Here is a 21,482-nt window from a genome sequence, read left to right as displayed (position 1 = left end):
GCTACAGGGTGGCGCTCCAGTGGTCGAGCTGCTGCGTGGTGGCCGTCACGCCGCCGCACACGATGACGAGCACATTGCGGTAGGGCGCCAGTTCCGGCGCCTTGCCGTAGACGGCCGCCAGCGCCGCGCCGCAGGCCGGTTCCACCACCAGGCGCTGGTCGGTGATAAAGCGCTGGCAGGCGTCGACGGCGTCCCGGTCCGACACCACCACGCTATGGAGCAGGCGCGTCTGGCTGATGGCGTATGCCTGCGCGCACACCTGGCGCGCGGCCAGCGAGGTGGCGATGCTGTTGACCGCCGGCAGGGCCACGTGTTCGCGCGCGGCCACGGCCGCCGACAGCGAGGCGGCGCCTTGCGTTTCCACGGCCACGATGGCCACGTCGTCCCAGCCGTTGCGCTGCAAGCCTTCGGCCACGCCGGCCAGCAGGCCGCCGCCACCGACTGACAGCACCACGGCGTCCGGTTTCAGGCCCGCGCTGGCCACTTCATCGATCATGCCGGCATGGCCCTGCCACAGCAGCGGGTCGTCGAACGGATGCAAAAAGGCGTCTTGCGGTGTGAGCATCGACTGCGCCAGCGCGTTCGCTTCCTGCCAGGCGGCGCCGTGCACGATGACTTCGGCGCCCTCCTGCGCGATCAGGGCCTTGGCCCGTTCGCTGGTCGTTTCCGGTACGACGACGATGACGGGAATGCCCAGCTGGCGTCCCGCATAGGCGACGGCGATGCCGGCATTGCCGCCGGAAGATGAGATGAAACGGCTGGCGCCGCGCCGCGCGTATTCTTCGCAGGCCAGGCCGATGCCGCGGATCTTGAAGGAGCCGGGCGGCTGCAAGGCTTCGAGCTTGAGCCAGATGGCGCGCTCGCTGTGCAGGCTCAGGGCGCGCGAGTTGAGCAAGGGAGTTTCGATGTGCAGGGCCATGCGTGTTCCTGGTAAACAGTCAGGCCAGCATCATAGCCGAAGCGCGCGCGCCGCCGCGTCACCCTTGCCGGTATTGACTTAGTTCAGCGGGGCGCTCTTGAGCTGGTGCGTGCGCGCCACTTCCTTCATCGCTTCGAGCAGGTCGTCGCGCAGCTGGCGCGGCAGCTTGCCGAAGAATTCCTCGTCGTTCTGGTCGGCCATCTCGGCCAGCACGGGCACCAGCGCCTCGCCTTCCGTGGTCAGCTCGATCGAATGCTGGCGGCGGTCGGCCAGCAGGATGGACTTGCTGACCATGCCCTTGCTTTCCAGGCGGTCGATCAGTTTCGATACGGCGCCCTTGCTCATGCCGGACACTTGCGCCAGCACCGTGGGCGAGGTGCAGCCTAGGCGGAACATTTCGCGCAGCACCACCCATTCGGACACCGTCACGCCATTGGCTTCGGCTTTTTTCTGGAAACTGTGGGAAACGTGGTTGGAAACGAAACGCAGCCAGTAACCGAGGTGGGCTTCCAGCTCGCTGACGGGGACGCTGTTGGGATGGGCGGCTTGCGGCATGGCGGCCGATTCAAAATTATGGCTCATTTCTCTTCCTTCACTGGGCGGCGTTGCCGGCATGGTTAAGGCCTTCACGCTTGCTGTCGAGTGGTTTGTTTGGGAACAATCATCGTGCTTGAGGTATTTTTAACACTGTTTTCACAGGAAATCACTCAGCGGCAAAGAGTTTTTTCCTTTTTCCTTACTCTAGATAAATAAAAAGCAATATCAAGCAAATAATCGTATTGCGAGAGAGGAAGATTAAAAAAATAACTCATGTTGCATCAATGGTAACAGCATTTTTGCCGAATTGATAAATATTTCATATCATTCTGTATGCTGGCCCACACAAGACGTATTGCCCACGCGACAGCGCGCAGTTTTACTGCGGAAATGTAACTTCCCCTCAGGCCAGCACCACCTTCACGCCCGCTTCGCGCAGCACTTCGGCAAAGCGGGGCGGCGGTGGCGCATCCGTAAACAGGACGTCGATTTGCGCCAGGTCGGCCAGGCGCACGAGCGCCTTGCGGCCGAATTTATGCTGGTCGGCCACCAGCCACACTTCGCGCGACTGCTCGATGATGGCTTGCGCCACTTTCACTTCGCGCGCGTCGAAGTCGCGCAGGCTGCCGTCCTCGTCGATGCTGGAAATGCCGATGATGCCGATGTCGACCTTGAACTGGCGGATGAAGTCGATGGTCGCTTCGCCCACGATGCCGCGGTCGCGCCCGCGCACCACGCCGCCGGCCACGATGACTTCGCAGGCCGCGTTGTCGGCCAGGATGGCGGCCACATTGAGGTTGTTCGTCACCACGTGCAAGCCCGTGTGCCGGCCCAGCGCGCGCGCCACTTCCTCGGTCGTCGTGCCGATATTGATCAGCAGCGAGCAGCCGTGCGGCACTTGCGCGGCGACGGCGGCCGCGATACGCCGCTTGGCGTCGCTGTTGAACACCTGCCGCTGGCTGTAGTCGATATTTTCCACGGACGAGGGCAAACCCACGCCGCCGTGGTAGCGGGCCAGCAGGCGCGCTTCTTCCATCTGCTTGACATCGCGGCGCACGGTTTGCGGCGTCACGTCCAGCTGCTGGGCCAGCTCTTCGACGGACATGGTGACCTTCTGGCGCACCACTTCGAGCAGTCGGCGCTGGCGGGGATTCAAGATCATGGTGCTCTCTTTAAAAATCACAAAACGAACAGAAACGAACAAATAGTACTAAAAATATGTTGCTATGGGTTCGTATTCTGGCGTAACCTTATTCATATTGCATGCGTATTACGAAATGGTGATCTTAACGACAGTCGCCGGCGATGCCTAGTCTTTCCTCGCCGGCGTGTCCTGACCTACATGGAGTCCCGATGGCCGCAGCACAGCAAGGTGTGGAGACAGCGATCAAATGCGACGTACTGGTGGTCGGCGGCGGCATCAATGGCGCCGGCATCGCGCGCGACGCGGCGGGACGGGGCTTGTCGGTGGTGCTGTGCGAAAAGGATGACCTGGCTTCCCACACCTCTTCGGCCTCCACCAAGCTGATACATGGCGGCCTGCGCTACCTCGAATACTATGAATTTGGCCTCGTGCGCAAGGCGCTGATCGAGCGCGAAGTGCTGCTGCGCTCGGCGCCGCACATCATGTGGCCGCTGCGCTTCGTCATGCCGCACGCCAAGGGCCAGCGCCCGGCCTGGCTGATACGCGCCGGCCTGTTCCTCTACGACATGCTGGCGAAGCGGGAAATCTTGCCGGCCTCCAGCGGCATCGACCTGACGCGCCATGCGGCCGGCACACCATTAAAACCCCAGTTCAAGCGCGGCTTCGTGTATTCCGACGGCTGGGTCGACGATGCGCGCCTCGTGGTGCTCAATGCCGTCGACGCGGCAGACAACGGCGCGCACGTGCTGACGCGCACGCGCTGCACGATGCTGGCGCGCGAAGGCGACGCTTGGCTGGCCACCTTGCAGCACGCCAGCGGCACGCAGACGACTGTGCGCGCGCGCAGCGTCGTCAATGCGGCCGGGCCGTGGACGGCCGAGTTCCTGCAGCAGGCGGCGCCCGGCGGGCAGGGCCGGCACTTGCGCCTGATCAAGGGCAGCCATATCGTCGTCAAGCGCCTGTTCGAGCATGATCACGCGTATATCTTCCAGCATCCGGATGGGCGCATCGTGTTTGCCATTCCGTATGAGCACGATTTCACCCTGATCGGCACCACCGACCTCGACTACCAAGGCGACCGTGGCAAGGTGGAAATCGATGATGAGGAAATTCGTTACTTGTGCGAGCTTTCCAGTTACTATTTCAGCAAGCCCATTGTGCCGGCCGACGTGGTCTGGACGTATGCGGGCGTGCGCCCGCTGGTGGAAGACGCGGCGGCCGACGCCAAGGCCGTCACGCGCGATTACCGCTTCGAGCTGGACCAGGAAGGTGCGCCGCTGCTCAGTATTTTCGGCGGCAAGATCACCACCTTCCGCAAGCTGGCCGAGGAAGCGATGGACATGCTGGCGCCCTTGCTGGGCAACGCGCGTCCGGCCTGGACGGAGCACGCTTGCCTGCCCGGCGGCGACGTGTATGGCGCCGTGCCGCAGAACCGGGCCGTGCGCGAGTTCGGCCAGTTCGTGCAAGGCTTGCAGCGCGAGTATGCATGGCTGCCGGCGGCGCTGGTGGCGCGCTATGCACGCGCCTACGGCACGCGCGTCCACGTGCTGCTCGAAGGGCGGGCGGACGTGGCGGCCATGGGCGAGGAAATTGCCGCCGGCCTGTACGCGGCGGAAGTTGATTATGTGCGGCGCCATGAATGGGCCGTCAGCGCGGCCGATATCCTGTGGCGGCGCTCCAAGCTGGGCTTGCACCTGCCGCGCCAGACGGCGGACACGCTCGACGCCTGGCTGTTGCAGCACCCTTTGCCGTAAGCAGTAAGCAGCACACGTAGGCGACCGCGCCCCGCAGAGGGTGCGGCGAAGAATAAGATACATCACTGGAGGAGAAGCGCGTGCAACTGGTACTGGACAAGATCAGCAGGAAGCAGGGGGCTGACGACTTTTTATATCCGATGTCGCTGGCCCTGGTGCCGGGTGCCATCAACGTCTTGCTGGGCACCACGCGTGCCGGCAAGACGACCTTGATGCGCGTGATGGCGGGCCTGGACAAGCCCAGCGGGGGTACGGTCACGGCCGATGGCGTCGACGTGACGGGCGTGCCCGTCAGCAAACGCAACCTGGCCATGGTGTACCAGCAATTCATCAACTATCCGGCCTTCACCGTCTACGATAATATCGCCTCGCCCTTGCGCCTGCGCAAGGTACCCGAGGAGCAGATCCGCACGAAGGTACTGGCGCTGGCCGAGCGCCTGCACATCACGCCCTACCTGCAGCGCACACCGGGAGAATTGTCGGGCGGCCAGCAGCAGCGCACGGCGCTGGGGCGCGCGCTGATCAAGGATGCGTCGCTGCTGCTGCTCGACGAGCCACTCGTCAATCTTGACTACAAGCTGCGCGAGGAATTGCGCCGCGAATTGACGGAACTGTTTTCCAGCGGCAGTACGACGGTCGTGTACGCGACCACGGAACCGCTGGAAGCGCTGCAGCTGGGCGGCCACGTGGCCGTGCTGCACGAGGGACGTTTGCTGCAGCAGGGACCGACCCTGGACGTCTTCAACGCCCCCAATTCCATCGACGTGGCGCGCACCTTCAGCGACCCGCCCATCAACCTGATCCCCGCCCGCGTGGATGCTGCCGGTGTGGCGCAATCGGCCGATGGCCTGGCCATCCGCCTGAGCGGCGCACAGCGCGCCCGCCTGGGTGGCAGCACGGAGGTGATCCTCGGCGTGCGCGCGCACAGCCTGCATCTGTCGCCGCAGTCCGATGGCGACGTGGCTATCGCAGCTACGGTGGACCTGGCGGAAATCAGCGGCTCGGAAACTTATGTGCATGCGCGCCGGGGCGACCTGGCCCTGGTGGCGCAGCTGGGCGGCGTGCACAACCTGGAGATCGGCAGCGCCTGTACCGTGTATTGCCAGCCGCATGCCTTGCTGATCTTTGCGCAAGACGGCGGCCTGCTGTTCGCTCCTGTGCAAGGAGGGGTGTGACATGGCGCGCATCGAACTGGTCGACCTGGCCCACGCCTACAAATCGAACCCGACGGCCCCCGCCGACTATGCGCTGCGGCCCATGAGCATGGAATGGCATGACGGCGGCGCCTACGCCTTGCTGGGGCCGTCCGGCTGCGGCAAGACGACCTTGCTCAATATTATCTCCGGCCTGGTCAAGCCGTCGCATGGCAAGGTGCTGTTCGACGGCAAGGACGTCACGCAACTGCCGACCGAGGCGCGCAATATCGCGCAAGTGTTCCAGTTTCCCGTCATCTACGACACCATGACCGTGCACGACAACCTGGCGTTTCCGCTGCGTAATCGCGGCTGGAAAGAGATCGAGGTGAAAAAGCGCGTGCAGCAGGTGGCGCAGATGCTGGAATTGACGGGCGACTTGAAGCTGCGCGCCAGCGGCCTGTCGGTGGACGCCAAGCAAAAGATTTCGCTGGGACGCGGTCTCGTGCGCCCCGACGTGGCGGCCGTGCTGTTCGACGAACCGCTGACGGTGATCGACCCGCATCTGAAATGGCTGTTGCGCCGCAAACTCAAGGAAATCCACCACGAACTGAAATTGTCCCTGATCTATGTCACGCACGACCAGGTGGAAGCGCTGACCTTTGCCGACCAGGTGGTCGTCATGACGCAGGGCGAAGTGGTGCAGACGGGCAGCGCGCAAGCGCTGTTCGAGGAGCCCGAGCACACGTTTGTCGGCTATTTCATCGGCAACCCGGGCATGAACTTGCTCGATTGCACCCTGGACGACGGCGGTGTGCGCGTGGCGGGGCAGCTGCTGGCCGTGTCCGCTGCCGCCCGTGCGGCGCTGTCTGGCGCGCAAGGGAAAATCACGGTGGGCGTGCGGCCGGAATTTGTCGAATGCGTGAAAGCGGGCGAGGGTGGCGACCATTGCCTGGACGCCACGGTCACGGCCGTGCGCAATATGGGCACGCATTACCTGGCGGAATTCCAGCTGGGCGGCGCGACGGTGGCGGCCAAGCTGCGCGCCATCGATGCCGTCGCCGGGAATGCTGTGCGGCTGCGCTTTCCGCCGCAACGCACCCTTTACTATGTCAACGATAAGCGGGTGGCCTGATGATACATAACGGTAAAACCGATAACAACCGCCGCGCCTGGCTATTGATCTTGCCCGTGCTGCTGTGCGTGGCCTTTTCCGCCATCCTGCCCCTGATGACGGTGGTCAATTATTCCGTGCAGGATATCCTGAGCCCCACGCAAAAGGTGTTCGTGGGTACGGAGTGGTTTCGCATGGTCATGCTGGACGGCGACTTGCACAGCGCCTTGCTGCGCCAGTTGCTGTTTTCCGGCTCCGTGCTGGCCATCCAGATTCCGCTGGGCATCCTGATCGCCCTGTGCATGCCGGCCGATGGCTGGAAGGCGTCCCTCGCCTTGGTGCTGATCGCGCTGCCCCTCTTGATACCGTGGAACGTGGTGGGCACCATCTGGCAAATCTTTGGCCGCGGCGACATCGGCCTGATGGGCTATACCCTGAACCAGCTGGGCTTTGACTACAACTACAACGGCAATTCGCTCGACGCCTGGCTGACCGTGATGGTGATGGATATCTGGCACTGGACGCCGCTCGTCGTGCTGCTGTGCTATGCGGGCTTGCGCGCCATTCCCGACGCGTATTACCAGGCGGCGCGCATCGACGGCGCCTCGCGCCTGGCCGTGTTCCGCTACATCCAGCTGCCGAAACTGCGCAATGTGCTGATGATCGCCGTCTTGCTGCGCTTCATGGACAGTTTCATGATCTACACGGAACCGTTCGTGCTGACGGGCGGCGGGCCGGGCAATGCCACCACGTTCCTGTCGCAGTACCTGACGCAAAAGGCCGTGGGCCAGTTCGACTTGGGGCCGGCGTCCGCGTTTTCCCTGATCTATTTCCTCATCATCCTGCTGTTCTGCTTTGTGCTGTACACGTGGATGCAGCGCGTTGGCACGGGAGACCAGAAATGATGCACAAGAAAATGAGCAGCACCATCCTCGTCGTCTTCCTGCTCGCGTCCCTGTTGCCCATCTACTGGATGCTCAACATGTCGCTCAAGACCAACGAGGAAATCGTCGGCGTGCTGAGCCTGTGGCCCCAGCAATTGACGTTCGCCAACTACCACACGATCTTCACGGATCGGTCCTGGTACAGCGGCTACATCAATTCCATGATCTACGTGGCCTTGAACATGGTGATGTCGGTCACGGTCGCATTGCCGGCCGCCTATGCTTTCTCGCGCTACAACTTTGTCGGCGACAAGCATTTGTTCTTCTGGCTGCTGACCAACCGCATGACGCCGCCCGCCGTCTTCCTCGTACCTTTCTTCCAGCTGTATTCGACGGTGGGCCTGATGGACACGCACCTGGCCGTGGCGCTCGCGCACATGGTCTTCAACGTGCCGCTGGCCGTGTGGATACTGGAAGGCTTCATGTCCGGCGTGCCGAAGGAAATCGACGAAACGGCGTATATCGACGGCTACAGCTTTCCCCGCTTCTTCATCCGCATCTTCTTGCCGATGATCAAGTCGGGCGTGGGCGTGACGGCGTTCTTCTGCTTCATGTTCAGCTGGGTGGAGTTGCTGCTGGCGCGTACCTTGACGTCCGTCAATGCCAAGCCGATCGCCGCCACCATGACGCGTACCGTGTCGGCGGCCGGCATGGACTGGGGCGTGCTGGCGGCGGCCGGTGTGCTGACCATCGTGCCCGGCGCGCTGGTGATCTGGTTCGTGCGGCATTACATTGCCAAGGGTTTCGCGATGGGGAGGGTGTGACATGGAAAATACCGATAGCACGGCCAGCCTGTTCGGCTGGATGGCGTGGACGCCGGAAGTGGCCATCTTCTTCATTTGTATCGGCTTGATGCTGGCCGGCATGACTGTGTGGCAAATCCGTTCGCCCAGCATCGAACGCAAGGGTTTTTTGCCCATGCCGACCACGCGCGGCGACCGTTTGTTCATCGGGCTGCTCACGGCGGCCTATGTGAACCTGGCGTGGGCGGGGTTTACGGAAATGCAGCAGGCGATTGGTGCTGCCATCAGTTTTGTAGTGTTGTTAGTGGTAATGCGTTGGGGATAAGTCGTAGATGAGAACACTGGCCCGCTATCGCAGGCCAGATGACAACTAAAAAGGAGATTCACGATGAAATTGAAGTTCACGGTCTTCGCGGCTGCGGCCATGCTCGTGTCGAATGCGGCCCTGGCCGACGCCAAGCAGGCGCAAACCTGGATCGACAAGGAATTCCAGCCATCCAGCCTGAGCAAGCAGCAGCAGCTTGCTGAAATGAAATGGTTCATCGATGCGGCGGCCAAGCTGAAAGCCAAGGGCATCAAGGAAATTTCCGTGGTCTCGGAAACCATCGACACCCACGTCTACGAATCGAAGACCCTGGCCAAGGCCTTCGAGGAAATCACGGGCATCAAGGTGCGCCACGACATCATCCAGGAAGGCGACGTGGTGGAAAAGCTGCAAACGTCGATGCAGTCCGGCAAGAGCATCTATGACGGCTGGATTTCCGATTCCGATTTGATCGGCACCCACTACCGCTACGGCGCCGTCGAACCGCTGTCCGACTACATGGCCGCCAAGGGCAAGGAATTCACGAATCCGGGCCTGGACCTGAAAGATTTCATCGGCATCAGTTTTACCACGGCGCCCGATGGCAAGGTCTATCAACTGCCCGACCAGCAATTCGCCAACCTGTACTGGTTCCGTGCCGACTGGTTTGCGCGCAAGGATTTGCAAGCCAAGTTCAAGGCCAAGTATGGCTACGAGCTGGGCGTGCCGCAAAACTGGTCCGCGTATGAAGACATCGCCGATTTCTTCACGAATGACGTGAAGGAACTGGACGGCAAAAAAGTCTATGGCCACATGGATTACGGCAAGAAAGATCCGTCGCTGGGCTGGCGCTTCACCGATGCGTGGCTGTCGATGGCTGGCGCGGCCGACAAGGGCATTCCGAACGGCATGCCCGTCGACGAGTGGGGCATCAAGGTCGCGGCCGACAAGTGCACGCCCGTTGGCGCCTCGATGTCGCGCGGCGGCGCCACCAATTCGCCGGCGGCTGTCTTTGCGCTGACGAAATACATCGACTGGATGAAGAAATACGCGCCGCCGCAGGCGAACGGCATGAATTTCTCGGAATCGGGCCCCGTGCCGGCGCAGGGCGAAATCGCCCAGCAAATCTTCTGGTACACGGCGTTTACGGCCGGCATGACGAAACCGGGTTTGCCAGTGGTGAACAAGGATGGCACGCCGAAATGGCGCATGGCGCCGTCGCCGCACGGCCCGTACTGGAAAGAGGGCATGCAGAACGGCTACCAGGACGTGGGTTCCTGGTTCCTGTTCAAGTCCACGCCCGATGACCGCAAGGCCGCCGCCTGGCTGTACGCGCAATTCGTCACGTCGAAAACCGTGTCGCTGAAGAAATCGATCGTCGGCCTGACGTTTATCCGCGATTCCGACATCCGCCACGATTACTTCACGAAACACGCGAACGAATACGGCGGCTTGATCGAGTTCTACCGCAGCCCCGCTCGCGTGGCGTGGACGCCGACCGGCAACAACGTGCCCGACTATCCGAAGCTGGCGCAGCTGTGGTGGAAGAACGTGGCCACGGCGATCACAGCGGAAAAAACGCCGCAAGCGGCCATGGATAACCTGGCCGAGGAAATGGACCAGGTCATGGCGCGTTTGCAGCGTGCCGGCATGAAGGCGTGCGCGCCCAAGCTCAATCCGAAGGTCGATCCGAACCAGTATCTGTCGGACCAGCACGCTCCATGGAAAAAGCTGGCGAATGAAAAGCCGAAGGGTGAAACGATAGCCTACGACAAGCTGCTGCAAGCCTGGAAAGAAGGCAAGGTAAGGTAAACTGCCGCCGCAGTGCTGAGGGCACGGAGCTTGATGGCTCCGTGCCTGTTTTTACCCGTTTTTCGCACCACCAGACAATGACCAAATACATACTTGCTTTAGATCAGGGCACCACCAGTTCGCGCGCCATCCTGTTCGACCATGCGGGACGGCCGCACGCCAGCGCGCAGCGCGAGTTCCGCCAGATTTTCCCCCAGCCGGGCTGGGTCGAGCATGACGCGAACGAAATCTGGGCCTCGCAAGAGGGCGTGCTGCACCAAGTGCTGCGCGACAGCGGCGTGGCCGCGTCCGACGTGGCCGCCATCGGCGTGACCAACCAGCGCGAAACGACGGTGCTGTGGGACCGCGCCACGGGTGAACCCGTCGCCAACGCCATCGTCTGGCAAGACCGCAGAAACGCCGCTTACTGCGAGCAGCTGGTCGAGCAGGGCAAGGCGGACGTGATCCAGCAAAAGACGGGGCTCGTGCTGGACGCCTATTTTTCCGCCACCAAACTTAAATGGCTGCTCGACAACGTTCCCGGCGCCCGCGCGCGCGCCGAACGGGGCGAGCTGGCCTTCGGCACCGTCGACAGCTGGCTGATCTACAAGATGAGCGGCGCCCACTTGACGGACACGAGCAACGCGGCGCGCACCATGCTGTTCAATATCCACACCCTGCAATGGGACACGGACCTGCTGGCGCTGCTCGACATTCCCGCCTCCCTGCTGCCCGACGTCGTGCCCTCGAGCGGCGTGGCCGCGCACACGCATGCGGCACTGCTGGGCGTGTCCGTGCCGATCGCCGGCATCGCGGGCGACCAGCAGGCCGCTACCTTCGGCCAGGCGTGCCTGAAGCCGGGCATGGCCAAGAATACCTATGGCACGGGCTGCTTCATGCTGATGAACGTGGGCAAGCGCCCCTTGCCATCGAAAAACCGTCTGTTGACGACGGTGGGCTGGAGCCTGGGCGCGGGCAGCGACAAGACCGATTACTTGCTCGAAGGCAGCGCCTTTATCGCCGGTGCTGCCGTGCAATGGATGCGCGACGGCATCGGCATCATCCGCGACTCGTCCGAAGTGGAAGCGCTGGCCACCAGCGTGCCCGATTCGGGCGGCCTGGTCTTCGTGCCCGCGTTTGCCGGCTTGGGCGCGCCATACTGGGACCCGTATGCGCGCGGCACCCTGATCGGCATCACGCGCGGCACGGGCAAGGCCCACATCGCGCGCGCGGCGCTGGAGGGTGTGGCTTACCAGAACGTGGATGTACTGTCCGCCATGCAGGACGACGCGGGCATCGGGCTTTCCGAACTGCGCGTCGATGGCGGCGCGGCCCGCAACGACATGCTGATGCAGTTCCAGGCCGACATATTAAATGTGCCCGTGGTGCGCCCCGTGGTAACGGAAACGACAGCCTTGGGCGCCGCCTACCTGGCGGGCCTGGCCGTGGGTTTCTGGGAATCGCAGGAAGAAATCGCCGCCCAGTGGCAGGTGGGGCGCCGCTTCGAACCGAAGATGGCGGCCGATGAACGCTTGAGCCGGCTGCACAAGTGGCAGCGCGCCGTGGAAAGGTCGCGCGACTGGAGCGAGTAAATGTATTGGCTCAGTGCAGCGCAAAATACACGGCGTAACCTACCGTTTCGCGCGGCACCGAGTACACGTCGCGCAGCTCGAAATAGGGCGCATGCACGTTGCCGCTGACGGTGATGCCGCTGCGCTCCAGCGCCAGCCGGAAGCGGGGCACGTGAAAGTATTGCGTAGCCACCATGGCCGTGTGCCAGCCGTGTTGGCGCATCAGGGCTGCAGCGTTGCGGGCCGTGGCGTCCGTCGTCCAGCCTTGATTATCTTTGATGATGGCGCCAGCCGGCACGCCGCGCGATTGCAGGTAGCGGGCCATAGCTGCGGCCTCGTCAAAACCTTCCTTGCCCGTCGCCCCGCTGACGAGGATGCGCGGCGCCCTGTGTTCCTGAAATTGCTTGAGCGCGACGTCGAGTCGCGCCTGCAGCCGGGGGCTGGGCGTGCCGTCTGACAGGATCGTATTGCCCGGCACGACGATCACGTCGGCAGGGGCCAGTTTGTCGTTGAGTCCCGCCAGCACCAGGGCGGCGGTGGCCAGGAGGAAAACAGCAAGAGCACTCAAGCTCAGGAGTATGATTTTTCGCATCGTTGATGGTGAAACTTGTCGTGGACGCATCATACGCGCCCACTCCTGCATGTGTCAGTTCTGCAGGCGCGGTGAACGGCCAAGTAAAGTTGCAACTTAGTTCAGCGGGACAATCCTGGCATGCACATCGGCGTGCTCGCGCAACAGGTACAGTAAGGCTGATCCGTCTATCAGTTCGATCGGCTTATCAGATGAAAAAACATAGGCATCGGGTCCATAGCGGCTGGTCGTAACCAATATGCCTTTGTTCGCACCTTCATTCAGCATGGTTCCGTACAAATCGCGAACGGCGCTCACGCCAACCGCATCCTTATATCGTTTGGCCTGGATGACCACCTTGCCACCCAACACAGGACGGATATCAAATGCCACGGCGTCTACACCACCGTCGCGCGAACCGCGGGTGAGCTTGGTTTCGAGTCCCATTTTGCTGAACAAATTGGCGACCAGGTCTTCAAATTGCGATGGGCTTAGTTCGAGCAAGTTGGAGCGGTTTTCCAACTCGTTCAAGGAATTGCCCTGCACAATGAAGCGCTTGTCGACCATGTTGAATTCGATGATAGGTTTGACCGCGAGCAGTTCCTCGGGACGGGGTGAAACATGGGCGCCCAAGGTGCGCAAGCATGCAACGGGATCCGCCCGCTGCAAATTTATGGCAAGAAACGTGTCACGCGCCGTACGCACTGAAATAACGGGCACGCGGATGTCATGGCCCGTTGCGGGGTCATGGGTATTAATGATTCCCGTAAAGGCGAGTACTTTGATTGCCGATGCCTGATCCGCCTCAAACAGTTCATGCATGGTGCGCAGGGCGATTTCAGCGATCAGCTGCCGGTAAATATCCTGAATTTCCGATGGCTTGCGGATCTTTGATTCGATGCTGTCCTTACTTTTGACGTAGCGAAATTCGCTTGTCGTCGGCACGATGGAAATCAAGGGCAACTCATATTCGACAGCCAGTGTGCCATTCAAACCGTCATAGGCAACGCGAAATTCCTGGGGAAAGTCGTTCAGTGGGTATTCTGATCTGGATAGCACCATGTCGCAATAGGTGACCACGGCATCGCAGTCGTGCGAGAAATATTCCGCCTTGAACTGATCAATTGCACTGTTCCTTTCGGCTTGGCCAGCATGGAAGGCCGCTTTTCGCGCATCGTATTCGCGACGTTCTTGATCTTTGAAAAATTGTTTGGCGATTTCCTGGATACTGAAAGCGATTAACTGCCGGTGATAGTTTTCTGTTGAATTTTTTATTTTAAGTTCATGACGTTTTGCTACATGGGGCATGAATGCTGACCATGAAGGAGGCGGGTGGTGCAGAACTTCCTCCGGAGCGGAGGTGCTGAATAAACGGGGGGATATTTCAAACGGGGCGAATTTTTCTGTTGGCCGAAGACTGTCGAAACTGATCGTATCGTCGACATCAAGGGTGTGGGCCAGCACGCCGCGCAAACCAGCGAGGCAATCCTCAATCTCTTCATTCTTGTCTGCGACCTCCTGTTGCCTCAAATCCAGATAGTCGATCTTTGCCTGCTTTTCTGCCGCCTTTGTATCGCGCATCGATTGCGCAGCAGCCATGCGTTCGTTGCGTTCATGAACCCGCCGTATCGTGGCTGCGCCTCGTGCTTGTCTTGCTTGCTCTCTCTCGGCAGCTGCGATAGCTCTGCTCGTGGCACGGATGAAACCTTCCAATCCAGAGCGTCGGCCCATGTCATATCCCTAGTTCATTGTGGTAATAATAGAATACCGCAAGAAAGTTTTTATCTGGACAATAAATTGATATTCCCAAGTGATCATTGCATTTTTACCATATGCCCAGGAGCCCGCGAGGTTAACTAGGTGTATCTGCATTCAAAATGGATGAAGCGATTGCACCCAAAGATCTTGGCCTGCGATCAGGAATGACCTCCGGATGGATATCCTCATCGGCCGCGATGACATCCGTGGCCCGTTCCAGCTCAATAGCCTGAACCGTCCCACCGTGGTGATCAACCGCCGCAGCGGCGTGATCACGGTCGACGGCGTGATCAAGTTCAGCGGGCGCTGCGACGCCGATGACGGGCACCGGCGCTTTTAGTTACCGCGTCAGACGGACGCAGCCTTGCGCGCGCGCTGGTTCGACAGATAAATATTGTCGATTTCCAGCGGCTTGCCTTCGCTTACGGCCTTGAGCCAGTCCTGCGTGCTGGCGACGGCGGCGAAATTCGAGTGGAACACGGCGCTGAAGACGCGGTGGATTTCCTCGGCGCTGGCCGTGCCGCCCGCATTGGCGTAGGGCAGGGTACCGGTGGCGTCCTGCAGGAATTCCACCTGCAAGCCATCGTGCGCGGCCTGGTAGATGGTGGCCGCGTCGCAGTTGTGCGTCATGTAGCCGATGACGCTCAGGGTGTCGATGCCGTGACTATCGAGCCAGGCGCGCAAGTCCGTGCCCGCAAAGGCGCTGCCCATGGTCTTGTTGATGCGGTGGTCTGCGGCAAAGGCGGCCACTTGCGGATGCAGCTGCCAGCCGTCGCTGCCCTTGGCGAAAATGGGCGAGGCTTCCGGCGCGTCGTGCTGGACGACGATCACAGGTACGCCGGCGGCGCGCGCGGCGGCCATGGCCTGGACGATGTTGGGCAGGGAAATGTCGACGGACGGATATTCGATGGGCATGTCGCCCGTGAAGTATTCATTTTGTACGTCGATGACGAGCAGGGCGCGGCGTGGGGTGCTGGACATGGGTTCTCCTTGAGTGGTTGAAAGAGGAGACAGTTCCTCGATACAGCCATTTTCAAGCTGCGGGGTGCAAATAAAAAGTGGCCCGAAGGACTATCTGCGATAAAATCGGGCCATGACTACTTCTCTTGCCCATGCCGCTCCGTTGACGGTGGCCGTGATCGCCTTCGACGGCATGACGCCGTTTCACTTGTCCGTGCCTTGTCTCGTGTTTGGCGCCCAGACGGACGAGGCTGATCTGCCGTCTTTCCACGTGCGCGTATGCGCCGCCGATCCCATGCCGTTGCGCACGGCGGCCGGTTTCGGCATCACGCCCGAGTTCGGCCTGGAAGGACTGGACGGGACCGATATCGTCATCATGCCGGCCTGGCACGACGATTGCCGCGATGCTGCCGCGCCCCTGGTCGCGGCGCTGCAGGCGGCCAGCCGGCGCGGCGCGCGCATGGTGGGCCTGTGCCTGGGCGCATTTCCCCTCGCGCAGGCGGGTTTGTTGGATGGAAAGAGCGCTGCCACGCATTGGGGCATGGCGGACCGGCTGGCGGCCCGCTATCCCAAGGTCAAGGTGGACCGGGAAGTGCTGTACGTGGACGATGGCGCCGTGCTGACGTCGGCCGGCGTGGCGGCCGGCCTCGATTGCTGCCTGTATTTGCTGCGCCAGCTGGCGGGCGCCGAAGTGGCGAACCGGGTGGCGCGCCGCCTGCTGGTGGCGCCGCACCGCCAGGGCGGGCAGGCGCAGTTCATCGAGCGTCCGCTGCCCGTGTCCGGCAGCGAAGGGCGCTTTGCCGACGTGCTCGCCAGCGTGACGGCCAGCCTGGGCCAGGCGCACAGCATCGACGCGCTGGCTGAACAGGCCGCCATGAGCCGGCGCAATTTCACGCGCCACTTCCGCCAGGCCATGGGCACGTCGTTCAAGCAGTGGCTGCTGAACCAGCGCCTGGCGCATGCGCAGGGTTTGCTGGAAAAGAGCGCGGCCTCGATCGACGTCGTGGCGCAAGAGGCCGGCTTCGGCACGGCCCTGTCGCTGCGCCAGCATTTCCGGGCGAACTTGCAGACGTCGCCATCGGCGTATCGCAAGCTGTTCCGGCAGCAGTTAGGTCAGGTCGCCTGACCATAGCATGGCCGGATCCCGGCTTCCGTGCGGCAGCCCCGCGCTGACGGCGATTTGCCGCGCGATGAAGGCGGCTGGATCGAAGGCGTAGCGTTCCTGGAAAGAGACGGTTTCCGCGCTCATCAGTTCGGTGTAGGTTTGCATCAGGGTCGAGGCGCAAATCATGTTGCCTTGCTCCAGGTAGGTGGCTATGGCGGCCAGCAGCACGCGATAATCCCCATTTTCCTTGCTGCCGCCAAAGTGGAACGACAACTGCCCGCAGGCGCGCCAGATGGGGTCAAGCTCCCCCTCCGGCACCGGTTGCGTGCGCAGCCATTGCAGGGCTTTCAGGGGCGGGCCGCCAAATGACGGCGGGGAGATGATGGCCTGGATGGCCACCCTGACGGCGTCATCGGTTCTTCCCGCGCGCACATACTGGCCATGCAGCAGTATCAAGGCATCCGTATATTCGGGAACGATGGCCAGCGCCGCTTCCAGCAAGGCGATGGCCGCCTCCGGCTTGCGCTGAGCGATCTGTTCCTTGGCTTCCAGGAAAGCGGCGCGAGGCGAGGCGGGGTCGTCGGTTAGCGATGGCGTGCCGACATACTCGTCTTCCGCTGCTGCGTAGGCTTGCAAAAACGTCGTCAGGCTGGAAAAGTGCGGCTGGATGCGCCACTCGTCGTGCCACGTTTCGACGACGATGGGCTCGCTCGCTTCGCGGCCGATGGGCCAGTACAGGCCGAAAGTGTCGCCATTGCCCAGCGCGCCTTCGGCAAATGGGGTGAAGCCGAGTGGTGGATACGCAGTCGTGTGTTGCCAGTCTTGTTCCGCCGAGATGTGGGCGAGGCTTGCGGGTAATTGCATGGAAGCACCGGAGGAGAAAACGCCAGTGTAGGGCAAGAGGACGCGGCGGGCGCGCGCATCTGCGCAGCAGCAAGCGATCACTGAACTGATAAAATGGAGACTTCTTCGCCCAGGCGGTCTCGCCATGTCCAGTCCATCACATTCTGCCATCGGCCTCAGCTTTCGCAGCTATGCAGATATCGGCGCGCCGGACCGCCACGATTTCGTGCAGCTGGTGCTGCCCATCAGCGGACAGCTATTGCTGGAAATCGACGGCAGGCAGGGGAAAGTCGATACGCAGCTGGGCGTGGTGATCGCGGCGCACGCCTGGCATGCCCAGCATAGCCAGGTGGCGAACCATTCCATCATCGTCGACGTGGACGCGGCCGCCGTGGCGCACAGCGGCTGGCAACGCCTGCTCGATGGCCCCTACACGGCGATCGGGCCGGGCGCCCGCAAGCTGATGGATTACCTGGGCGTCATGGCGCAGCAGCGGGCGCTGACGCCGGCCATCGTCACGGGCTGGACGCCGTTGTTGCTCGATACCTTGTTGCTGGGAGAGCCGCAGCCCCGTTCGCGCCTGGGCGCACTGCTTGCCCGTGTGCAAGCCGAGCCGGGCTTGCCGTGGTCGACGGCGTCGATGGCGCACTTTGCCAATCTCAGCGTCAGCCGCCTGCACGCGCTGTTTCGTGAAGAAATGGATGCCAGCCCGCATGCATGGCTGTTGCAGCAGCGCATAGGACGCGCCTGCGACTTGCTTGCCGCCGGCGACGCCAGCCTCGCCGAGATCGCGCTGGCGGCCGGCTTTTCCGAACAGAGCGCGTTGACGCGCGCCATGCGCGACAGCATGGATATTACGCCAGCGGCCTACCGGCGCGCGTGTCGCGATAAATGGGAGAAACGGTCAACAAGGCAGTAGCTGGCGCCAAGAATCGACGCGGCAGACTTGCCACAATCTCCTTTTCAGGAGATTGACCATGCATCAAGAAAACAAGAGCCGGCTGGGCATGCTGGCCGGCATCGCCGCAGGTGCGCTATGGGGGCTGGTATTCCTGGCGCCGGCACTGATCCCCGCTTTCCAGCCGCTGGAACTGTCCGTGGGCCGCTACCTGGCGTATGGCCTGATCGCGGCCGTGCTCGTCGCACCGTCGTGGCGGCGCCTGCTGCGCACCTTGAGCTGGCGCGAATGGCGCGGGCTCGTCTGGCTCAGCCTGATAGGCAATATCGTGTATTACGTGCTGCTGGCCAGCGCCGTGCAGACGGGCGGCGTGGCGATGACGTCGATGGTGATCGGCTTGCTGCCGCTGGTCGTCACGCTCGTGGGCAGCCGCGACCGGCATGCCGTGCCGCTGCGGCGCCTGATCCCTTCTTTGCTGCTGAGCGCGGGCGGGCTGGCCTGCATCAGCTGGCAGTCGCTGGCCAGCCCCCGCCATGCGTCCCTGCTGGGGCTGCTGTGCGCGCTGGCGGCGCTGCTGTCGTGGACGGTGTATGCGGTCGGCAACAGCCGCTGGCTGGGGCGGCTGCACTCGGTTTCGGCGCAGGAGTGGAATTTGCTTACAGGCGTGGTGACGGGCGCTGCCGCGCTGCTGCTGGCCATTCCCGTCGCGCTTGCCGCACCTGCCGCGCATGGCGGCACGGCCTGGCTGCAGTTTGCGGGTGTCGTCATGGGTGTCGCGCTGCTGTGTTCCGTCGTCGGCAATGGCTTGTGGAACCATGCCAGCCGCGTGCTGCCGCTCACCCTGATGGGGCAGATGATCGTCTTTGAATTCCTGTTTGCCTTGCTGTACGGCTACTTGTGGGAGCAGCGCTGGCCTACGCTGGCCGAGGCAGCGGCCACCATGCTGTTGCTGGCAGGCGTGGCGGCATGCGCCGCGGCGCACCGGCCGCCTACTTGCGCGGCTCGTGTATCCGGAATTTCCTGACGATACCGGCCTGGTCGAACATGACGGCCACTTCGCGCGTGCCTTTTTCCCCGAGCAGGGGGATCAGCCGCGTCACCTTGGGCGCTTGCAGCTGGTTCTTGTATACCCAGACTTCATAGCCGGGATCGAAGCTGACGACGGTGGCGTTGCCCAGGGCCGCGTCGAGGTCGAGGCGGGTGGTCTTGCCGACCTTGATGTTCTGATAGATGGCGCCATTGTCCGGCGCGCGGTTGACCTTGTATTCACTGGCGGTGCACATGGCCACGGCCAGGCCCGCGAGGCAGGAAACTGCCAGTTTGATCAATGTGTTCATAGGGACTCCCAGTGTGCATCACTGCTTCCAATCTCAGAGGGGACGGGCGTGATGTCAGGAGCGGAGTGTGCTTGCGAACCAGGCAATGTGCTACAAGATTATACAAAGGTGCACAAAACGATGCCTTTGGTGCCGGCTGACGGTACTTTTACCGGCTCTGCAATACGTCGGTCGACAGCGCCAGGGTTTCCTTGATTTCTTCCATCACCACATAGCTTTTCGATTGCGCGGCGCCGGGCAGCTGCAGCAGCATGTCGCCCAGCAACTTGCGGTACTCGGCCATTTCATGGATGCGCGCCTTGATCAGGTAATCGAAGTCGCCCGACACCAGGTGGCATTCCTGTACCTCGGGAATTTGCAGCACTTCGCGGCGGAATTGCTCGAAGGCGGACGCGGATTTTTGATTGAGCGTAATCTCTACAAAGACGAGCAGCTTGGCGCCCAGCGCGGCCGGGTTCACCTTGGCATGGTAGCCCGTGATGACGCCATCGCGCTCCATGCGCTTGACCCGCTCGATGCAGGGCGTGATTGACAGCCCCACCTGTTCACCGAGGTCTTTCATCGAGATGCGGCCATCCTGTTGCAGGATGCGCAGGATGTGGCGATCCAGCTTGTCGAGGCCACGTGCCGATTCTTTAAGGATTCTCATGATTTATTGCTGAATATCTCGATTTATACGTGAACAAATACTGGCTCTTTCCCAATATGATAGCGGTTAATCTGGCGTCAGCCTAAAAAAATATAATGAGGAAACTATGCGTATCGTGATTCTGGGTAGCGGCGTCATCGGCGTCACCAGTGCTTACTATCTGGCCAAGGCAGGGCATGAGGTGACCGTCATCGACCGCCAGCCGGGCCCGGCACTGGAAACCAGCTTTGCGAATGCGGGGCAAATCTCGCCCGGCTACGCTTCGCCATGGGCAGCGCCCGGCATTCCCCTGAAAGCCGTGAAGTGGATGATGCAGCGCCACGCGCCCCTGGCCATCTCGCTCGACGGCAGCGCCGCCCAGCTCAAATGGATGTGGCAGATGTTGCGTAATTGCACACCGGAAGCATATGCCGTGAACAAGGAACGCATGGTGCGTCTGGCCGAATACAGCCGCGACTGCTTCAAGGTACTGCGCGCCGAGGCGGGCATCACCTATGAAGGCCGCCAGCAAGGCACGATGCAATTGTTCCGCACCGAAAAGCAATACAACGACGCCGCCAAGGATATCGAAGTGTTGAAAGACGCGGGTGTGCCGTATGAAGTACTGCAGCGCAACGAGCTGTCGCGCGCCGAGCCGGCCCTGGAAGCGGTCAAGGATAAACTGTTCGGCGGCCTGCGCCTGCCCAACGATGAAACGGGCGATTGCCAGCTGTTTACCACGCGCCTGTCCGAGATGGCCGTGGCGCTGGGCGTGAAGTTCCGCTATGGCGTATCGATCGACGCGCTGTTGACGCAGGGCGATGAAATCGCCGGCGTGCAGTGCGGCGCGGAAATCGTCAAGGCCGACTCCTATGTGGTGGCGCTCGGTTCCTATTCGACGGGCTTCATGAAGCCGCTGCTCGATATTCCCGTGTATCCATTGAAGGGCTATTCGATCACCGTGCCTATCGTCAACGCGTCCAAGGCGCCCGTGTCGACCATCCTCGATGAAACTTATAAAATTGCCGTGACCCGTTTCGACGACCGCATCCGCGTGGGCGGCATGGCGGAAATCGCCGGCTACAACCTGAACCTGAACCCGCGCCGCCGCGAAACCCTGGAAATGGTCGTCAACGACCTGTTCCCGGGCGGCGGCAACACGGCGGAAGCGACCTTCTGGACGGGCTTGCGTCCGATGACGCCGGACGGCACGCCTATCGTCGGCCGTACGCCGCTGCGCAACCTGTTCCTCAACACGGGCCACGGCACCCTGGGCTGGACCATGTCCTGCGGTTCAGCACAGTTGCTGGCCGACCTGATGTCGTCGAAGAAGCCGGCCATCCTGGCCGACGACCTGTCCGTCAGCCGCTACAGCGGCGCGCAGGGCCATGGCAAACTGCAGCACGCGGCGGCCTGAAATGGGGGCCA

General features: G+C 62.0%; 22 protein-coding genes. 13 read left to right on the top strand and 9 right to left on the bottom strand.

The features are described from left to right. Position 1: 1 nt before the first annotated feature. The 3 genes from AC4BCN_RS19865 to AC4BCN_RS19855 all read right to left on the bottom strand — a co-directional run bounded on the left by AC4BCN_RS19865 (position 2) and on the right by AC4BCN_RS19855 (position 2,618). Positions 2-919 (bottom strand): pyridoxal-phosphate dependent enzyme, encoded by a 918-nt coding sequence (locus AC4BCN_RS19865; protein WP_072452975.1) that lies wholly within the window; start codon positions 917-919, stop codon positions 2-4. Between the two features lie 78 nt (positions 920-997). Further along, the gene (locus AC4BCN_RS19860; RefSeq protein ID WP_046684031.1) at positions 998-1,501 is read right to left on the bottom strand and encodes a MarR family winged helix-turn-helix transcriptional regulator; all 504 of its coding nucleotides are present in this window, start codon (positions 1,499-1,501) and stop codon (positions 998-1,000) included. Between the two features lie 358 nt (positions 1,502-1,859). Then, positions 1,860-2,618 carry a DeoR/GlpR family DNA-binding transcription regulator gene (locus tag AC4BCN_RS19855; RefSeq protein WP_175539324.1) on the bottom strand — a complete coding sequence of 253 codons (759 nt, stop codon included), beginning with the start codon at positions 2,616-2,618 and terminating at the stop codon, positions 1,860-1,862. A 191-nt stretch (positions 2,619-2,809) separates the two neighbouring features. Here AC4BCN_RS19855 and glpD point away from each other — a divergent pair, with 191 nt between their 5' ends. The 8 genes from glpD (at position 2,810) to glpK (ending at position 11,975) form a co-directional block, all read left to right on the top strand. After that, positions 2,810-4,354: a glycerol-3-phosphate dehydrogenase gene (glpD, locus tag AC4BCN_RS19850; RefSeq protein WP_338679188.1), complete on the top strand. Its 1,545-nt coding sequence runs from the start codon at positions 2,810-2,812 to the stop codon at positions 4,352-4,354. 80 nt (positions 4,355-4,434) lie between these two features. After that, complete coding sequence (locus tag AC4BCN_RS19845) at positions 4,435-5,529, top strand: ABC transporter ATP-binding protein (protein WP_338679187.1); 1,095 nt, start codon at positions 4,435-4,437, stop codon at positions 5,527-5,529. Position 5,530: 1 nt separating this feature from the next. Next, positions 5,531-6,622, top strand: a complete 1,092-nt coding sequence (locus AC4BCN_RS19840; RefSeq protein WP_338679186.1) for an ABC transporter ATP-binding protein — start codon at positions 5,531-5,533, stop codon at positions 6,620-6,622. Further along, positions 6,622-7,506 (top strand): carbohydrate ABC transporter permease, encoded by an 885-nt coding sequence (locus tag AC4BCN_RS19835; protein ID WP_034754965.1) that lies wholly within the window; start codon positions 6,622-6,624, stop codon positions 7,504-7,506. Before AC4BCN_RS19840 ends, AC4BCN_RS19835 begins: the two co-directional genes overlap by 1 nt. Then, on the top strand, positions 7,503-8,309 hold the full coding sequence (locus AC4BCN_RS19830) for a carbohydrate ABC transporter permease (RefSeq protein ID WP_034754968.1): 807 nt from the start codon (positions 7,503-7,505) through the stop codon (positions 8,307-8,309). Before AC4BCN_RS19835 ends, AC4BCN_RS19830 begins: the two co-directional genes overlap by 4 nt. A 1-nt stretch (position 8,310) precedes the next feature. Then, a complete protein-coding gene (locus AC4BCN_RS19825; protein WP_338679184.1) occupies positions 8,311-8,613 on the top strand; it encodes a DUF2160 domain-containing protein in 303 nt (100 codons plus the stop codon). A gap of 63 nt (positions 8,614-8,676) precedes the next feature. Further along, positions 8,677-10,404: an ABC transporter substrate-binding protein gene (locus AC4BCN_RS19820; RefSeq protein WP_034779106.1), complete on the top strand. Its 1,728-nt coding sequence runs from the start codon at positions 8,677-8,679 to the stop codon at positions 10,402-10,404. A gap of 77 nt (positions 10,405-10,481) precedes the next feature. After that, positions 10,482-11,975: a glycerol kinase GlpK gene (gene glpK, locus AC4BCN_RS19815; protein ID WP_338679183.1), complete on the top strand. Its 1,494-nt coding sequence runs from the start codon at positions 10,482-10,484 to the stop codon at positions 11,973-11,975. 10 nt (positions 11,976-11,985) lie between these two features. Here glpK and AC4BCN_RS19810 read toward each other — a convergent pair whose 3' ends face one another. Further along, positions 11,986-12,522: a YdcF family protein gene (locus tag AC4BCN_RS19810; protein ID WP_338679182.1), complete on the bottom strand. Its 537-nt coding sequence runs from the start codon at positions 12,520-12,522 to the stop codon at positions 11,986-11,988. 120 nt (positions 12,523-12,642) lie between these two features. Next, positions 12,643-14,256, bottom strand: coding sequence for a restriction endonuclease (locus AC4BCN_RS19805; protein WP_070302010.1), 1,614 nt, complete (start codon positions 14,254-14,256; stop codon positions 12,643-12,645). Between the two features lie 202 nt (positions 14,257-14,458). Here AC4BCN_RS19805 and AC4BCN_RS19800 point away from each other — a divergent pair, with 202 nt between their 5' ends. Then, the gene (locus AC4BCN_RS19800; RefSeq protein ID WP_161781513.1) at positions 14,459-14,623 is read left to right on the top strand and encodes a hypothetical protein; all 165 of its coding nucleotides are present in this window, start codon (positions 14,459-14,461) and stop codon (positions 14,621-14,623) included. Positions 14,624-14,631: 8 nt separating this feature from the next. On the opposite strand, the gene AC4BCN_RS19795 is transcribed toward AC4BCN_RS19800, so the two are convergent. Continuing rightward, entirely contained in the window at positions 14,632-15,264 is a 633-nt protein-coding gene (locus AC4BCN_RS19795; RefSeq protein WP_034754976.1) for a cysteine hydrolase family protein, read from the bottom strand. Positions 15,265-15,406: 142 nt separating this feature from the next. Between AC4BCN_RS19795 and AC4BCN_RS19790 the strand changes: the two genes are divergently transcribed. After that, positions 15,407-16,369, top strand: coding sequence for a GlxA family transcriptional regulator (locus tag AC4BCN_RS19790; protein ID WP_490493621.1), 963 nt, complete (start codon positions 15,407-15,409; stop codon positions 16,367-16,369). Here AC4BCN_RS19790 and AC4BCN_RS19785 read toward each other — a convergent pair. Then, a complete protein-coding gene (locus AC4BCN_RS19785) occupies positions 16,352-17,212 on the bottom strand; it encodes a tetratricopeptide repeat protein (RefSeq protein ID WP_490491585.1) in 861 nt (286 codons plus the stop codon). The genes AC4BCN_RS19790 and AC4BCN_RS19785 overlap by 18 nt on opposite strands. 124 nt (positions 17,213-17,336) lie before the next feature. On the opposite strand from AC4BCN_RS19785, the gene AC4BCN_RS19780 reads away from it, so the two are divergent. Both AC4BCN_RS19780 and AC4BCN_RS19775 read left to right on the top strand, forming a co-directional pair. After that, positions 17,337-18,110 carry a helix-turn-helix transcriptional regulator gene (locus tag AC4BCN_RS19780; protein WP_490491584.1) on the top strand — a complete coding sequence of 258 codons (774 nt, stop codon included), beginning with the start codon at positions 17,337-17,339 and terminating at the stop codon, positions 18,108-18,110. Between the two features lie 58 nt (positions 18,111-18,168). Further along, on the top strand, positions 18,169-19,113 hold the full coding sequence (locus AC4BCN_RS19775; protein WP_490491583.1) for a DMT family transporter: 945 nt from the start codon (positions 18,169-18,171) through the stop codon (positions 19,111-19,113). Here AC4BCN_RS19775 and AC4BCN_RS19770 read toward each other — a convergent pair. Both AC4BCN_RS19770 and AC4BCN_RS19765 read right to left on the bottom strand, forming a co-directional pair. Continuing rightward, positions 19,079-19,426, bottom strand: a complete 348-nt coding sequence (locus AC4BCN_RS19770; RefSeq protein ID WP_128142633.1) for a hypothetical protein — start codon at positions 19,424-19,426, stop codon at positions 19,079-19,081. The genes AC4BCN_RS19775 and AC4BCN_RS19770 overlap by 35 nt on opposite strands. A 148-nt stretch (positions 19,427-19,574) precedes the next feature. Next, positions 19,575-20,075 carry an Lrp/AsnC ligand binding domain-containing protein gene (locus tag AC4BCN_RS19765; protein WP_034754979.1) on the bottom strand — a complete coding sequence of 167 codons (501 nt, stop codon included), beginning with the start codon at positions 20,073-20,075 and terminating at the stop codon, positions 19,575-19,577. 106 nt (positions 20,076-20,181) lie between these two features. Between AC4BCN_RS19765 and AC4BCN_RS19760 the strand changes: the two genes are divergently transcribed. Beyond that, entirely contained in the window at positions 20,182-21,471 is a 1,290-nt protein-coding gene (locus AC4BCN_RS19760) for a D-amino acid dehydrogenase (protein WP_070302005.1), read from the top strand. Positions 21,472-21,482 lie beyond the last annotated feature (11 nt).

The sequence above is a fragment of the Janthinobacterium sp. Bl 1 genome (genome assembly GCF_058215535.1).
Note: the sequence above shows the minus strand (reverse complement) of the source record. Positions and strands in the feature narration are given on the sequence as shown.